We start from the raw sequence: 12,830 nt of genomic DNA on the forward strand, positions 1-12,830 counted from the left end.
CCACAATTCAGTCGCCAAGGTTATCGCTAACCGGGCCTTGAGCGCACCAGCCGCAAGCAAAGGGCTGGCCTATTTTTTCAATACGTTGCACAGGGTCCAGTACCCAGGCCCGGGACTGCCAGGGTGGCTGGTGGCGCAGGTGCTGGGTATGGCCGCAGGACAGCTCGGCCACCCAGTGCCCGTCCTCATCCTGATGCAAACCGGTGACCGTCGGTCTGTTCGAGCAGGCCCGTTTGTCCGGGTTCCGTTCGCTTTCGGGCAAATCCTTGTTTAGACTTGTCCGTTCTTCATTCTTATGCAAAAGGTCTCGCCCCATGCTGATCGCCGCCAATAAGGCTGTCTCCATCGACTATACCCTGACCAACGACGCTGGTGAGGTCATCGACAGCTCTGCCGGCGGCGCTCCGCTGGTCTACCTGCATGGCGCAGGCAACATCATCCCGGGCTTGGAAAAAGCCCTGGAAGGTAAAGCGGTCGGTGACGACCTGAACGTTGCCGTCGAGCCGGAAGACGCTTACGGCGAATACTCCGCCGAACTGGTCAGCACCCTGAGCCGTAGCATGTTCGAAGGCGTGGATGAGCTGGAAGTGGGCATGCAGTTCCACGCCTCGGCACCCGATGGCCAGATGCAGATCGTCACCATCCGCGACCTGGAAGGCGATGACGTCACCGTTGACGGCAACCACCCGTTGGCTGGCCAGCGCTTGAACTTCAAGGTCAAGATCGTCGACATCCGTGACGCCAGCCAGGAAGAGATCGCCCATGGTCACGTCCATGGCGAAGGTGGCCATCACCATTGATTTGTGCGCTACGCTCAAGTTGACTGGAGAGGCGCCCTATGGCGCCTTTTTAGTCGCTTGCTGTTAGCATCACCCATGGCTGTTTCGAAAAGATCCGCAAACCTGGAGTTCGTCATGAGTGCTTTCCACGACCTTAAACTCAAAGCCCTGGATGGTCAGGAGCTTGCTCTGGCGCCGTTCAAGGGGCAAGTCGTGCTGGTGGTCAACGTCGCCTCCAAATGTGGCCTGACGCCTCAGTACGCGGCGCTGGAAAATCTCTACCAGCAATACAAGGACAAGGGGTTCAGTGTGCTGGGCCTGCCCTGCAATCAGTTCGCCGGGCAAGAGCCGGGGACCGAGCAGGAAATCCAGGAATTCTGCAGCCTCAACTACGGCGTGACGTTCCCGCTGTCCAGCAAGCTGGACGTGAACGGTCATGATCGTCATCAGTTGTACCGCCTGCTGGCGGGCGAGGGGGCCGAGTTTCCCGGGGACATTACCTGGAACTTCGAAAAGTTCCTGCTCGGCAAGGACGGCCGGGTGCTGGCGCGCTTTTCGCCGCGTACGGCGCCGGATGATCCCACGGTGATCCAGGCGATCGAAAAAGCGCTGGGTTGATCCCCAGGAAGTTGTGACAATCACTCTGTGGCGAGGGAGCTGCTCCCGCTGGGCTGTGCCCGTAGGAGCTGTCGAGTGCAACGAGGCTGCGATCTTTCCCCAGACACTTGAGTTTCCAGCGAAAGATCAAAAGATCGCAGCCTTCGGCAGCTCCTACCAATCCAGCGGGAGCAAGCTCCCTCGCCACGGGGGTTCTGGTTGAGCGCCCCTCAGCGCTTTCTTCTGATCCTTAATCATTCAAATCAATAGTGCTACCCAGCGCCTTCCATGCTCCATATTATCGTCGTCATATCCGACCTGTGACTTCGTCCCGTGGAGTGCCCCATGCCTGCAAAAGCCCTGTTCAAACCCTTCCACCTCGGCGCGTTCGAGTTGCCAACCCGGGTGGTGATGGCGCCGATGACCCGTTCCTTTTCTCCGGGCGGCGTGCCGAACGCCAAGGTGGTCGAGTACTACCGTCGCCGCGCGGCGGCCGGGGTCGGCCTGATCATCACCGAAGGCACGACGGTCGGGCACAAGGCGTCCAACGGTTATCCGAATGTGCCGCATTTCTACGGCGACGCCGCGCTGGCCGGTTGGAAGCAGGTGGTCGATGCGGTGCATGCCGAAGGCGGCAAGATCGTTCCACAGTTGTGGCACGTGGGCAGTGTGCGACGCATCGGCACCGAGCCGGACGCCAATGTGCCCGGCTATGGTCCGAGCGAAAAACTCAAGGACGGCCAGGTGGTGGTCCACGGCATGACCCAGGCCGATATCGACGAGGTCATCGCTGCGTTTGCCCAGGCGGCGAAAGACGCCCAGAGCATCGGCATGGACGGGGTGGAAATCCACGGCGCCCACGGCTACCTGGTGGACCAGTTCTTCTGGGAAGGCAGCAACCAGCGCACTGACGGTTATGGCGGCAGCCTGGCCAACCGCTCGCGCTTCGCGATCGAATTGATCCGTGCCGTGCGGGCGGCGGTGGGCGAGGGGTTCCCGATCATTTTCCGCTTTTCCCAATGGAAGCAGCAGGATTACACCGCGCGTCTGGTGCAGACCCCCGAAGCCTTGGGCGAATTCCTCAAGCCGTTGTCCGAGGCGGGCGTGGACATTTTCCACTGCTCGACACGGCGCTTCTGGGAGCCGGAGTTCGAAGGTTCCGAGCTGAACCTGGCCGGCTGGACCCGCAAGCTCACCGGCAAGCCCACCATCACGGTCGGCAGCGTCGGCCTGGATGGCGAGTTCCTGCAGTTCATGGTCAACACCGACAAAGTCGCGCAACCGGCCAGCCTGGAAAAGCTGCTGGAGCGCTTGAACAACGATGAGTTCGACCTGGTGGCGGTAGGGCGTGCGCTGTTGGTGGATCCGGACTGGGCGCAAAAAGTCCGTGAAGGGCGGGAGCAGGAGATCTTGCCGTTCAGTCGCGAGGCGTTGATGACGTTGGTTTAAGCGGCGCCCGATCTGACGCTATCGCGAGCAAGCTCGCTCCCACATTGGATCTTCAGTGGACACATTACTTGTGTGAGACCGAGATCCCTTGTGGGAGCGAGCTTGCTCGCGATGGCGGCCTGAACATCACCGAACAATCAGCGCACAGTCGGCGCAACAGGCATCACCTGCTCACCCACGCAAACCCCTCGCAGCTGCGCTTCAAATTGCTCGATCACCGCCGCCCAACCCTGGCGACTGGCATGCTGGCGAGCATTGAGCCGCACGCAACGTAAGGTCTCGCGCTCCTCCAGCAGCCAACGGGCGGCATCGCAGAACGCCTCTTCATCCCCCGGCATCGCCAGCACGCCGTTATAGCCGTGGCGAATGTGTTGCGCAGCCGCGGCCTGATCGTAGGCCACCACACCCAGCCCGGACGCCAGCGCCTCCAACACCACGTTACCGAAGGTTTCGGTCAGGCTCGGAAAGACAAACACATCCCCGGAAGCATAGTGGCTGGCCAGCGCCTCACCGCGTTGCGAGCCGCAAAAGATCGCCTCGGGCAATGCCTGTTCCAGCTCGGACCGCTGCGGGCCGTCACCGACCACCACCAGCTTCATCCGTCGCCCCGCAAAAGCGCTGCACAGCGTCTCGAAACTGCGCTTGAGCAGCCCCAGGTTTTTTTCCGGTGCCAGGCGTCCGACATGGAGCACGGCGATGTCGTCGTCGCCCAGGCCCCACGCTTCGCGCAGGCTCGGCGAGCGCTTGACCGGATGGAACAGTTGGCTGTCCACGCCGCGGGACAACAACGCCACGCGCTCGAAATGCCGTCGTTCCAGTTCCAGGCGCTGGCTGAGACTGGGCACCAGGGTCAGGCTGGAGCGGTTGTGAAACCAGCGCAGGTAATGGGTGAGCACGCGGCTCAACAGCCCGAGGCCGTACTGTTGGGTGTATTGCTGGAAATTGGTGTGGAAACCACTGACCACCGAGATGCCCAGGCGTCGTGCCGCCCGCAGCGCCGACAAACCCAGCGGTCCCTCCGTGGCGATGTAGAGCACGTCCGGACGATGACGTTTCCAGCGCCTGAGCAGCTTGTGCATCGACGCCTGGCCCCATTGCAAGCCCGGATAGCCCGGCAGCGGCCACCCCCGGCACAGCAGCAACTGTTCGTCACTGGCTTGGCGCAAGTCGTCGGCCTGGCGAGGCCGTATCAACTCGACCTGATGCCCGCGGGCGCGCAAGCCGTCGTACAGACGGCCCAAGGTATTGGCCACGCCATTGATTTCCGGCGGGAAGGTTTCGGTGATCAGGGTAATGTGCAGGGGTGTGGTCATGACCCCAGTGTCGACCGGGGCCATTTCGTCATTGTGACGCCAGGATGATGGATTTGTGACGGCTCAGCCCTGACGGGCCAAGGCCGTCTCGGCGCCTTGCTCGCGCACCCAGAACAAGGTCGCCCCGGCCACCGCCGCCGGCATCATCAGGATGTTCACCACCGGGATCAGCAGCACCAGGTACACGCTGCCGCCAAAACCCAGGCTCTGCCAGCGTTTTTCCCGCAGCCAGGCGAGCATTTCGTTCCAGCCCAGCTTGTGGTTGTCCGCCGGGTAGTCGATGTACTGGATCGCCATCATCCACACGCCGAACAGCAGCCACAGCGGTGCCGCCACCAGATTGACCACGGGGATGAACGACAGCACGAACAACCCCAGGGCGCGGGGCAGGAAATAGCCGAGCTTGCGCGCTTCCCGACCGAGGGTCCGGGGGATCATGGCAATCAATTCGGCCCAGCTGAAGGCCGGGAAGTCGTCGGTGCCACGGATGACCACTTCGACTTTTTCCGCGAGAAAACCGTTGAACGGCGCGGCGATGATGTTGGCGAGCATGGTGAAGGTAAAGAACACCATCAGCACGACGAGCACCACGAACAGTGGCCAGAGCACATAGCTGAGGAAACCCAGCCACTCTGGCAGCGACGGCATCAGCGTATCGACCCACAGGCTGAATTGATGGCCGGCCAGGTAGATCAATCCGACGAACAGCACCAGGTTGATCGCCAGGGGCAAGAGTACGAACAGACGCAGGCCCGGGCTCAGGACCAGCTTGAGGCCTTCTCGCAAATATTGCGGGCCGGACAGGACGGGGGCGGGCATAGGTGACTCCGAGCGAAGGTGAACGCGCCGACCTTACCGGCTTTACCCTACGCGGGAAAGCGGCGACATGGCGCGTAACAACCTTTATGGCAGCGAATGCGCCTATTGAAGGGGCCGCTGCGGATAGAGCTCACCTATGAGCTGGATTGTTAAACCGTATTTCCTTAATCTTCGCTCCCTCGATACGCTGCACCCATTCTTTTCCAGGACTGTCGAACCCAAGCCTTCCCCAAGTGCGTCAACGGTCCTTTTTTATTCACGCCGCTCACCCGGCGTTCCGGCCCGCGAGGTCCGGTCAACAGGAGCAGGTCATGTCTGAAGTGCGTCATTCGCGAGTGATTATCCTTGGTTCCGGCCCTGCCGGTTACAGCGCTGCGGTTTATGCGGCCCGTGCCAACCTCAAGCCGCTGCTGATCACCGGCATGCAGGCCGGCGGTCAATTGACCACCACCACCGAAGTCGACAACTGGCCGGGCGACGTCCACGGCCTGACCGGCCCGGCCTTGATGGAGCGCATGAAGGAACACGCCGAGCGCTTCGAGACCGAGATCGTTTTCGACCACATCAACGCCGTGGACTTCGCCGCCAAGCCGTACACCCTGACCGGCGACAGCGCGACCTACACCTGCGATGCCCTGATCATCGCCACCGGCGCCAGCGCTCGTTACCTGGGCCTGCCGTCGGAAGAAGCCTTCATGGGCAAAGGTGTGTCGGCTTGCGCCACCTGCGACGGTTTCTTCTACCGCAACAAGCCAGTGGCTGTGGTCGGTGGCGGTAACACCGCGGTCGAGGAAGCGCTGTACCTGGCCAACATCGCCAGCACGGTCACCCTGATCCACCGCCGCGAAACCTTCCGCGCCGAGAAGATCCTGATCGACAAGCTCAACGCCCGCGTCGCCGAAGGCAAGATCATCCTCAAGCTCAACGCGACCCTGGACGAAGTGCTGGGCGACAACATGGGCGTGACCGGTGCCCGCCTGAAGAACAACGACGGCAGCTTCGACGAGATCAAGGTCGACGGCGTCTTCATCGCCATCGGCCACACGCCGAACACCTCGCTGTTCGAAGGCCAGCTGGAGCTCAAGGACGGCTACCTGGTGGTCAAGGGCGGCCGCGACGGCAACGCCACCGCCACCAGCGTCGAAGGTATCTTCGCGGCCGGCGACGTGGCCGACCACGTCTACCGCCAGGCGATCACCTCGGCCGGTGCCGGTTGCATGGCAGCCCTGGATACCGAGCGTTACCTGGATGGCCTGCAGAACGCTTCGTTCTGATTCATCGGGTATAAAAAACCGGCTTCGGCCGGTTTTTTATACCCGAATACCTGGCGGTGAACCCCTGTGGGAGCGAGCTTGCTCGCGATGGCGGTGTATCGGTCAACATCGATGTCGGCAGACTTGACGCTATCGCGAGCAAGCTCGCTCCCACAGGGTTTCTAGTGCCGTCAGATGACAATACTCAGGCCAGCTTCGCCAGGCACGCCTCCAGAATATCTAAGCCTTCCTCCAACACGTTCGGCTCGGTCGTCAATGGCGCCAGCAGCCGCACGATGTGTCGCGACTTGCCACTGGGCATCAGCAGCAGGCCCGATTCCCGTGCGAGGGCCAGCAGTTGCGTCAATTGTGCCGAAGCCGGGGTGCCGTCGGCGTGGCTCAGCTCGATGCCGCGCATGGCGCCGATGCCGGTCAGGCGGCCCAGGTAAGGGCTTAGCCCTCGGCTGCGCCAGGATTCGTAGCGGCTGACGATCGCCTCTTCCTGTTGTGCACCCCAGGCGTGCAGGTTGGCATCGGTCATTTCGTCCAGGGTCGCCAGTGCGGCGGCGCAGGCGATGGGGTTACCCGAGTAGGTGCCGCCCAGGCCACCCTTGGGCAGGTTGTCCAGCAGCGCTTTGCGTCCCACCACGGCCCCCAGGGGCACGCCGCCGGCAATGCTTTTGCCCAGCAGGATCAGGTCCGGTTCGATGCCCAATCGGGAGAAGGCAAAGCGCTGGCCGGTGCGGCCGAAGCCTGACTGGATCTCATCGATGATCAGCACAATGCCCTTGTCATCGCAGAACTGCCGCAGGGCCTGGGCAAAAGGCACGTCCATCGCCAGGAAGCCGGCTTCGCCCTGCACCGGTTCGACAATGAAACAGGCCACGTCATTCACATCGATCTCGACGCTGAACAGCCGCTCCATGGCCTTCAAGGCCTCTGCGCAGGTGACGCCGTTGTCCTGGCTGGGGTACGGCAGGTGATACACCGGCCCGGGCAGGACACCGACTTTCTGTTTGTAAGGCGCGACCTTGCCGTTGAGGTTGAGGGTCGCCAGGGTGCGGCCATGGAAGGCACCGTCAAACGCGATCACGGCGGTACGGCCCGTGGCACCCCGCACGATCTTCAAGGCGTTCTCCGCCGCCTCGGCGCCGCTGTTGGTGAGCATGCCGCTGACCGGGTAATCCACCGGGACAAACGCCGTCAGGCGTTCCATCAATTCAATGTAGGGCGCGTGAGGGGCGGCGTTGAATGCGTAGTGAGTCAGCCGCGTAGCCTGTTCGCGGATCGCCTCGACAATGCGCGGATGACAATGGCCGAGGTTCAACACACCAATGCCCCCGACAAAGTCGATGTAGCGTTTGCCGCCGGTGTCCCAGACCTCGGCGTTCCTGCCGTGGCTGAGGCTGACGGGATGCACGATGGAGATCGATTGGCTGATGGTTTCGCTGCTCATGGATGACGGCCCGGACGAAGGAGAAATTTCCGTTATCTAAGCCGCGAGCAGAGGGGCCCGGCAAACGAAATAAAGTTGCCGGGTCAATCTTAAAAGTCGGGATGTGGTGAGGTGTTCTTCGATAAGGATGAATGGAGCCCTTGTGAAAGCGAGCCTCGCCACACAGGAAGGATCGATCAGCGCCGTTGCAGCGGCGGTGCCTCGAACGTCACACCTGCCAGCCCATGCACCATCAGCGCGCGGATATTGCCATGATCACTGCCTTCGGGCGTGGCCAGTACCGAACGGTAATGTTCGCCGAATGCCAGCAGCGCTTCTTCATCGCTCAAGCCTTCGAGCAGTGCCAGGCCCAGGGTCTTGCACGAACCTTCGTTCTGCCCGGCGGCATTTTGCACGCCGCCGTTATTGAAGGCCCGGGGCTGGTAATCGTAGCCGGCGGCGATAAAGGCCAGGGTGTCGGCGAAGGCATGTTCGCCGCTCTTGAGGCGGGTGCGCAGGGTATCGAGATCAGGCATCGGGTTTTCCTTTGGCGAACGCCGCCTGTTGTTCGGCGCTGGCTTCTTTCTGGTATTGGGCTTTCCATTCGGCGTACGGCATGCCGTAGACCACTTCGCGGGCGTCGTCGAGGCTGACCTCGACCTGGCGCTCGTCGGCGGCGGCCTTGTACCACTTGGACAGGCAGTTGCGGCAGAAACCGGCGAGGTTCATCAGGTCGATGTTCTGCACATCCTTGCGGCTGTCCAGGTGGGCAACCAGCCGACGGAAAGCGGCGGCTTCGAGTTCGAGGTGTTGTTGGTCGTTCATGGAGGTCTCTGCGAGGCAGCTTCAAGGGGCAAGCTTCAAGCTGCAAGTTTGAATTACGGTGGTCAGGCTTGAAGCTTACAGCCTGAAGCCTGCAGCGGCTATGAAGCCGCCCGGCTTGCTGCGAGCGTAATCGACACTGATTCGGCGAATCGCAAGGCGTGGGGCTTGTCGACTTCGACTTCGGCGTAGAGCACCGACTCGTTGGCCATGACCAGGTCGAGCAACTCCTGGGTCAGGCGTTCGAGCAGGGCGAAGCGGTTGCCTTCCACATGGGCGATGATCGCCTTGGTGATGGTGCGGTAGTTCAGCGCGTGGTCGATGTCGTTGTCGCGCACCGCCTCCTGGGCGGCATAGAGGATGGTCAGGTTGATCAACACATCCTGCTTGTTGAGGATTTCATCCTCGTTGATGCCGATGAAGGTGCGCAGGCGCAGGTCCTTGACCTTGATGCGTGCCATGGCTGGCTGAAGTTGTGGCATTTACTTGCTCCGTCGAATCAATTGCAGGAACTCCTGGCGCGTGGTGCTGGACTCGCGAAAGGCGCCGAGCATCACCGAGGTGTTCATGGTCGAGTTCTGTTTTTCGACACCGCGCATCATCATGCACATGTGCTGGGCCTCGATCACCACTGCCACGCCAGCGGCCTGGGTGACCTGCTGCACCGCGTCGGCGATTTGCCGGGTCAGGTTCTCCTGGATCTGCAGGCGGCGGGCGAACATGTCGACCAACCGGGCGATTTTCGACAGCCCCAGGACCTTGCCGGTAGGAATATAAGCCACATGGGCCTTGCCGATGAAGGGCAACAGGTGATGTTCGCACAGGGAATAGAGTTCGATGTCGGCGACGATCACCATTTCATCGCTGTCAGAGGCGAACAGCGCGCCGTTGACGATCTGCTCGACGTTTTGCTCATAGCCATGGCAAAGGTACTGCATGGCCTTGGCGGCACGCATCGGAGTATCGAGCAAACCCTCGCGCTCGGGGTTTTCCCCCAGGCCGATGAGAATCTCGCGGTAGTTCTGGGGCAGGGATAGCGTCATGGTGCATCCTCGAAACAAGGCTATTTGACGTGCCGCCCGCCGTTGACGGTCAGGGTCGTGCCGGTGACATAAGGGTTGTCCAGCAGATAACGCAGGCTCTGGTAGATCACTTCGCTGCCGGGTTCGATACCCAGTGCGGACTTGGCCAGGGCCTTGGCGCGGTAAGCCGCGTCGTCTTCGGGGTTGAACAGTAGCAGGGCCGGGGCGATACCGTTGACCTTGATCGTCGGGGCGAACTTGGCCGCGAACGACAGGGTCAGGCTTTCCAGGCCGGCCTTGGTGGCGCAATAGGCGATATGTCGGGCGCTGCCCTTGCGGGTCACGTCATCGCTGATATGCACGATATCCGCCGGTGTTGAACGCAGCAGCAACTCGGCGCAATGCAGGTTGATCAGGTAAGGCGCAAGCATGTGCACGCCGAACATGGCGCTGAAGGCCGCCGTTTCGCTGCCAGGCGCCTCGGTCATCCAGGCCGAGGCGTTGTGCACGATGGCCCGCAGCCGGTCGGTGTGCTGCTTGAGTTGTTCGATAAAGGCCAGGATCCCCGTTTCGCTGGAGAAGTCGGCGAACAGCACCACCGCCCCCAGGTCCCGCAACGTTTGCACGCCAGGGCGTTCGGTGCGATAGGTCGCGATCACCGGCTGCCCTTCCGCCAGCAAGCGCCGGGCGCAATGCAGGCCGACGCGCTGGGCTGCACCAGTGATCAGGATCGGAGCGGTGGTGCTGGACATGGGGCGGCTCGGTTCACGGCAAGAGCAAAACTATAACAGCGACGCGGGGCGCGTCCTATGCACAAAGGTCGATCCGGTCGTGACCAGTTGCCCATTGTGGGAGCGAGCTTGCTCGCGATAGCAGTGCGACAGTCAATGAGGATATTGAAGATCAGGCCGTCATCGCGAGCAAGCTCGCTCCCACAGGGTGACTGTCGAGGCAGGAGACATCAATGATTGCGCGTAGCCGGCAACGCCCGCTGCGGCGCGCCGTTGAGCCAGTTCGCCAGCAGATGGGTCGACATCGGGATAAACAGGTAGACCATCAGCGGTGTCAGGATGACGGTGCTGATGAGCACGCGGCTCAACAGGCCCAGTTCGCCCAGCAGCGGTCCCAGCAGGAAATTGAACAACAGCGACACGGGAAAGAACGCAAGCCAGATGGCCACGGCCTGTTTCCAGCGTGGCGGACGCTGGCCGACCGAGCCGAACCAGCCATCGATGCCACGCACCCGATGTTCGGAGGGATGGGCAAACAGATCGCTGCCGCGTCCCAGCCAGGCCGTGCGCGAGGCGGAGTGTTCCCAGGCGTGCAGTGTCTGCTCGTCGGCAAAACGGAAAATGATCTGGAATTCATCGTCCTGGGGCGGTGGCGCGAGCACGCCGGAACCCAGGTAACCAGGGAAGTCGGTGGCCAATTGTTCGCCTTCGCGCAACCAGGCAATCAGATCCTGATAGCGTCCATTGGCGACGCGGCGGGCCACCATTAACGTGACGGGGGAGGTCGACATTATGCATCTCCGTAAGACAGGCGCAACGCTCCGGATAGGAGGTTTGCGGGGACGCCCCCGGGGTGGTGGGCTGCGTCTGGTCGCCAAAAAACAGGCAAGGATTATTCCCGATGGCGGGTAAAACAACAAAACCGCATACTTGAATACGTTGTCCTTGTCATGACGTGGCTTGGAGGAGAAGATAGGATCCAATTTCCCAGTCGGAATTGCCCGCCAACATGAGCGAAATCACAGAGGATAGCTTTATTTTCCAGGCATCAGCCTTGAAAAGGGAAGACCTGTTCCCCATTCGCGAAGTCGCGCGCGTGACCGGCGTGAACCCCGTGACCCTGCGCGCATGGGAGCGGCGCTATGGTTTGATCCAGCCCACCCGCACCGAAAGCGGGCATCGCCTGTACTCGTTGAGCGATATCGAAAAGGTTCGCAGCATCCTGGCGTGGATCGAGCGCGGTGTGGCTGTCAGCAAAGTGGGCAAGATCCTGGCCAAGACCGCAGCGGTGCAACCGGTCTCCACGCTGCTTTCATCCGACCTGGTCAAGGCTGATCACGCCCGGTGGCAGCAACAGGTGGCGGACGCGGTTGGCAACTTTGACGATGTGGAACTGGATCGCGTCTACGGGCAGGTCTTTTCCACCTACACCGTGCCGGTCGTATTCCAGGACATCCTGATGCCGCTTTGGCGACAAATGCTGTATCGCCAGCCAGAGTTCGGGCAAATCAGTGAATGGGTGTTTTTCGACGGGTTCCTGCGTTCGCGCATCATCCAGCGGCTTTTGTTCAAGCGCGAAGGCGAGTCGCCGCGGGTCCTGGTCTGTGCGCTGGCCGGCCAGTGCCGTGAGCTGGAATTGCTGGTTACGGCGCTGTTCCTGTCCAGCGCGGACGTGGGCGTCAGGGCGCTGTCGATCGGCGTGCCATTCAACGAACTGACCTTGGTGTGCCAGAAGATCCAGCCGCTGGCCTTGGTGCTGGTTTCCAATCATGCGCCGGTCCCGGACTTGCCCAAGCGCCTGGGCAAATTGGCGATGAGCCTGGATTGTCCGTTGATGCTGGCCGGTGAGGCATCCGATCTAGTGCAGGAAAGCCTGGCTGGCTCGTCGATCGGTTGCCTGGGTAACGAAGGAATAGTGATGCGCCAGCGCCTGCGTCAATTTCTGGCAGGCAGCCTCGACACCTAGAGATGCATGGAGGGATGGGTCAGGCGATGTTGCTGCAGGATGTACTGGCGCAGTCGCTCGGTCTCGTCCTGGTCATTCTGGTTCAGGTGATAGGCCAGCAAACCTCGATCGGTTTCCCGTTCGAAGCCGCCACGCAACGAAATTCTTTCGTAGCCTGAGGGGCTGAACCACAAGGCAAACTGCTTCGGTGGCTTGGTCCGGCTACGGTTTTCCAGCAACACGCCCTTGCAGGACACTTCGTGAACCCAGAGCGGTCCCGGCTGGCCCTTGATATTTTCCAGCGCCACCGGCTCGTCGAGCGTCAGGCGCCACGGGCGTATTTTCGGTCCGTCTTCGTAGATGCTCGGCACACCCAGGCGCAGGTGCATCGCATGGAATTCGTCTTCCACCAGGTGCAATGGAAACGTCATTTGCTGGTTTTCGAAATTGGCTTGCAGGGTGACCTGCTCATTCGCCGCCAGGCGCGTCAACAAGTCACGGATCTGTGACCCACCGTTGACCAGCAGGCTCGACGTGACATCCCGCTCATTCAACTGCGGGTTATGTTGCATCGTCCGGATGAAATCCAGTTCATCCTGCGTCAGGAGGGCATCGCGCTGCATGGTCGGCTCGAAATGAGAATTTACATTTTCACTGGTGATTGT

General features: G+C 61.4%; 16 protein-coding genes. 5 read left to right on the top strand and 11 right to left on the bottom strand.

Annotated features, from left to right (window positions below; genetic code table 11):
• Positions 1 to 7 precede the first annotated feature (7 nt).
• Positions 8 to 346 (bottom strand): DUF3565 domain-containing protein, encoded by a 339-nt coding sequence (locus BLU85_RS19495; RefSeq protein WP_060740683.1) that lies wholly within the window; start codon positions 344 to 346, stop codon positions 8 to 10.
• On the opposite strand from BLU85_RS19495, the gene BLU85_RS19500 reads away from it, so the two are divergent.
• From BLU85_RS19500 to BLU85_RS19510, 3 genes are all read left to right on the top strand, one after another.
• Entirely contained in the window at positions 315 to 800 is a 486-nt protein-coding gene (locus tag BLU85_RS19500; RefSeq protein ID WP_060740684.1) for an FKBP-type peptidyl-prolyl cis-trans isomerase, read from the top strand. The two genes, BLU85_RS19495 and BLU85_RS19500, sit on opposite strands and share 32 nt — an antisense overlap.
• Before the next feature lie 114 nt (positions 801 to 914).
• The gene (locus BLU85_RS19505) at positions 915 to 1,397 is read left to right on the top strand and encodes a glutathione peroxidase (protein WP_072409398.1); all 483 of its coding nucleotides are present in this window, start codon (positions 915 to 917) and stop codon (positions 1,395 to 1,397) included.
• Between the two features lie 324 nt (positions 1,398 to 1,721).
• Entirely contained in the window at positions 1,722 to 2,825 is a 1,104-nt protein-coding gene (locus BLU85_RS19510; protein ID WP_092202557.1) for an NADH:flavin oxidoreductase, read from the top strand.
• Positions 2,826 to 2,962: 137 nt separating this feature from the next.
• On the opposite strand, the gene BLU85_RS19515 is transcribed toward BLU85_RS19510, so the two are convergent.
• Both BLU85_RS19515 and cysZ read right to left on the bottom strand, forming a co-directional pair.
• Complete coding sequence (locus BLU85_RS19515) at positions 2,963 to 4,162, bottom strand: glycosyltransferase family 4 protein (protein ID WP_092202559.1); 1,200 nt, start codon at positions 4,160 to 4,162, stop codon at positions 2,963 to 2,965.
• A 39-nt stretch (positions 4,163 to 4,201) separates the two neighbouring features.
• Positions 4,202 to 4,957, bottom strand: coding sequence for a sulfate transporter CysZ (gene cysZ, locus BLU85_RS19520; protein ID WP_092202561.1), 756 nt, complete (start codon positions 4,955 to 4,957; stop codon positions 4,202 to 4,204).
• Between the two features lie 311 nt (positions 4,958 to 5,268).
• On the opposite strand from cysZ, the gene trxB reads away from it, so the two are divergent.
• Complete coding sequence (gene trxB / locus BLU85_RS19525) at positions 5,269 to 6,231, top strand: thioredoxin-disulfide reductase (RefSeq protein ID WP_003205459.1); 963 nt, start codon at positions 5,269 to 5,271, stop codon at positions 6,229 to 6,231.
• A gap of 184 nt (positions 6,232 to 6,415) precedes the next feature.
• On the opposite strand, the gene BLU85_RS19530 is transcribed toward trxB, so the two are convergent.
• From BLU85_RS19530 to BLU85_RS19560, 7 genes are all read right to left on the bottom strand, one after another.
• A complete protein-coding gene (locus tag BLU85_RS19530) occupies positions 6,416 to 7,666 on the bottom strand; it encodes a 2-aminoadipate transaminase (RefSeq protein WP_092202563.1) in 1,251 nt (416 codons plus the stop codon).
• Between the two features lie 176 nt (positions 7,667 to 7,842).
• Positions 7,843 to 8,181: a HopJ type III effector protein gene (locus tag BLU85_RS19535; RefSeq protein ID WP_092202565.1), complete on the bottom strand. Its 339-nt coding sequence runs from the start codon at positions 8,179 to 8,181 to the stop codon at positions 7,843 to 7,845.
• On the bottom strand, positions 8,174 to 8,470 hold the full coding sequence (locus tag BLU85_RS19540; RefSeq protein WP_092202567.1) for a DUF1244 domain-containing protein: 297 nt from the start codon (positions 8,468 to 8,470) through the stop codon (positions 8,174 to 8,176). The genes BLU85_RS19535 and BLU85_RS19540 overlap by 8 nt, the downstream gene beginning before the upstream one ends.
• A 98-nt stretch (positions 8,471 to 8,568) precedes the next feature.
• Positions 8,569 to 8,949, bottom strand: coding sequence for a dihydroneopterin triphosphate 2'-epimerase (gene folX, locus BLU85_RS19545; protein ID WP_014340149.1), 381 nt, complete (start codon positions 8,947 to 8,949; stop codon positions 8,569 to 8,571).
• The gene (gene folE / locus BLU85_RS19550) at positions 8,950 to 9,510 is read right to left on the bottom strand and encodes a GTP cyclohydrolase I FolE (RefSeq protein ID WP_092202569.1); all 561 of its coding nucleotides are present in this window, start codon (positions 9,508 to 9,510) and stop codon (positions 8,950 to 8,952) included. It abuts the gene before it with no gap.
• A gap of 20 nt (positions 9,511 to 9,530) precedes the next feature.
• On the bottom strand, positions 9,531 to 10,241 hold the full coding sequence (gene folM, locus BLU85_RS19555; protein WP_092202571.1) for a dihydromonapterin reductase: 711 nt from the start codon (positions 10,239 to 10,241) through the stop codon (positions 9,531 to 9,533).
• A 209-nt stretch (positions 10,242 to 10,450) separates the two neighbouring features.
• The gene (locus tag BLU85_RS19560) at positions 10,451 to 11,011 is read right to left on the bottom strand and encodes an antibiotic biosynthesis monooxygenase (protein WP_092202573.1); all 561 of its coding nucleotides are present in this window, start codon (positions 11,009 to 11,011) and stop codon (positions 10,451 to 10,453) included.
• 218 nt (positions 11,012 to 11,229) lie between these two features.
• Between BLU85_RS19560 and BLU85_RS19565 the strand changes: the two genes are divergently transcribed.
• On the top strand, positions 11,230 to 12,186 hold the full coding sequence (locus tag BLU85_RS19565) for a MerR family transcriptional regulator (protein WP_092202575.1): 957 nt from the start codon (positions 11,230 to 11,232) through the stop codon (positions 12,184 to 12,186).
• Here BLU85_RS19565 and BLU85_RS19570 read toward each other — a convergent pair.
• Entirely contained in the window at positions 12,183 to 12,788 is a 606-nt protein-coding gene (locus BLU85_RS19570; RefSeq protein ID WP_072409419.1) for a hypothetical protein, read from the bottom strand. The genes BLU85_RS19565 and BLU85_RS19570 overlap by 4 nt on opposite strands.
• Between the last annotated feature and the right edge of the window lie 42 nt (positions 12,789 to 12,830).

Origin of the sequence: Pseudomonas sp. NFACC14 (assembly GCF_900106885.1) — a bacterium.
GTDB lineage: Bacteria > Pseudomonadota > Gammaproteobacteria > Pseudomonadales > Pseudomonadaceae > Aquipseudomonas > Aquipseudomonas fluorescens_AA.

What these genes read in the sequence shown, in the direction of transcription:
- BLU85_RS19495 (WP_060740683.1), bottom strand. Translation starts at nt 346, where the DNA reads ATGGAGACAGCCTTATTGGCGGCGATCAGCATGGGGCGAGACCTTTTG.
- BLU85_RS19535 (WP_092202565.1), bottom strand. Translation starts at nt 8,181, where the DNA reads ATGCCTGATCTCGATACCCTGCGCACCCGCCTCAAGAGCGGCGAACAT.
- BLU85_RS19530 (WP_092202563.1), bottom strand. Translation starts at nt 7,666, where the DNA reads ATGAGCAGCGAAACCATCAGCCAATCGATCTCCATCGTGCATCCCGTC.
- BLU85_RS19570 (WP_072409419.1), bottom strand. Translation starts at nt 12,788, where the DNA reads ATGCAGCGCGATGCCCTCCTGACGCAGGATGAACTGGATTTCATCCGG.
- BLU85_RS19540 (WP_092202567.1), bottom strand. Translation starts at nt 8,470, where the DNA reads ATGAACGACCAACAACACCTCGAACTCGAAGCCGCCGCTTTCCGTCGG.
- BLU85_RS19500 (WP_060740684.1), top strand. Translation starts at nt 315, where the DNA reads ATGCTGATCGCCGCCAATAAGGCTGTCTCCATCGACTATACCCTGACC.
- cysZ (WP_092202561.1), bottom strand. Translation starts at nt 4,957, where the DNA reads ATGCCCGCCCCCGTCCTGTCCGGCCCGCAATATTTGCGAGAAGGCCTC.
- trxB (WP_003205459.1), top strand. Translation starts at nt 5,269, where the DNA reads ATGTCTGAAGTGCGTCATTCGCGAGTGATTATCCTTGGTTCCGGCCCT.
- BLU85_RS19510 (WP_092202557.1), top strand. Translation starts at nt 1,722, where the DNA reads ATGCCTGCAAAAGCCCTGTTCAAACCCTTCCACCTCGGCGCGTTCGAG.
- BLU85_RS19560 (WP_092202573.1), bottom strand. Translation starts at nt 11,011, where the DNA reads ATGTCGACCTCCCCCGTCACGTTAATGGTGGCCCGCCGCGTCGCCAAT.
- BLU85_RS19505 (WP_072409398.1), top strand. Translation starts at nt 915, where the DNA reads ATGAGTGCTTTCCACGACCTTAAACTCAAAGCCCTGGATGGTCAGGAG.
- folE (WP_092202569.1), bottom strand. Translation starts at nt 9,510, where the DNA reads ATGACGCTATCCCTGCCCCAGAACTACCGCGAGATTCTCATCGGCCTG.
- folM (WP_092202571.1), bottom strand. Translation starts at nt 10,241, where the DNA reads ATGTCCAGCACCACCGCTCCGATCCTGATCACTGGTGCAGCCCAGCGC.
- BLU85_RS19515 (WP_092202559.1), bottom strand. Translation starts at nt 4,162, where the DNA reads ATGGCCCCGGTCGACACTGGGGTCATGACCACACCCCTGCACATTACC.
- folX (WP_014340149.1), bottom strand. Translation starts at nt 8,949, where the DNA reads ATGCCACAACTTCAGCCAGCCATGGCACGCATCAAGGTCAAGGACCTG.
- BLU85_RS19565 (WP_092202575.1), top strand. Translation starts at nt 11,230, where the DNA reads ATGAGCGAAATCACAGAGGATAGCTTTATTTTCCAGGCATCAGCCTTG.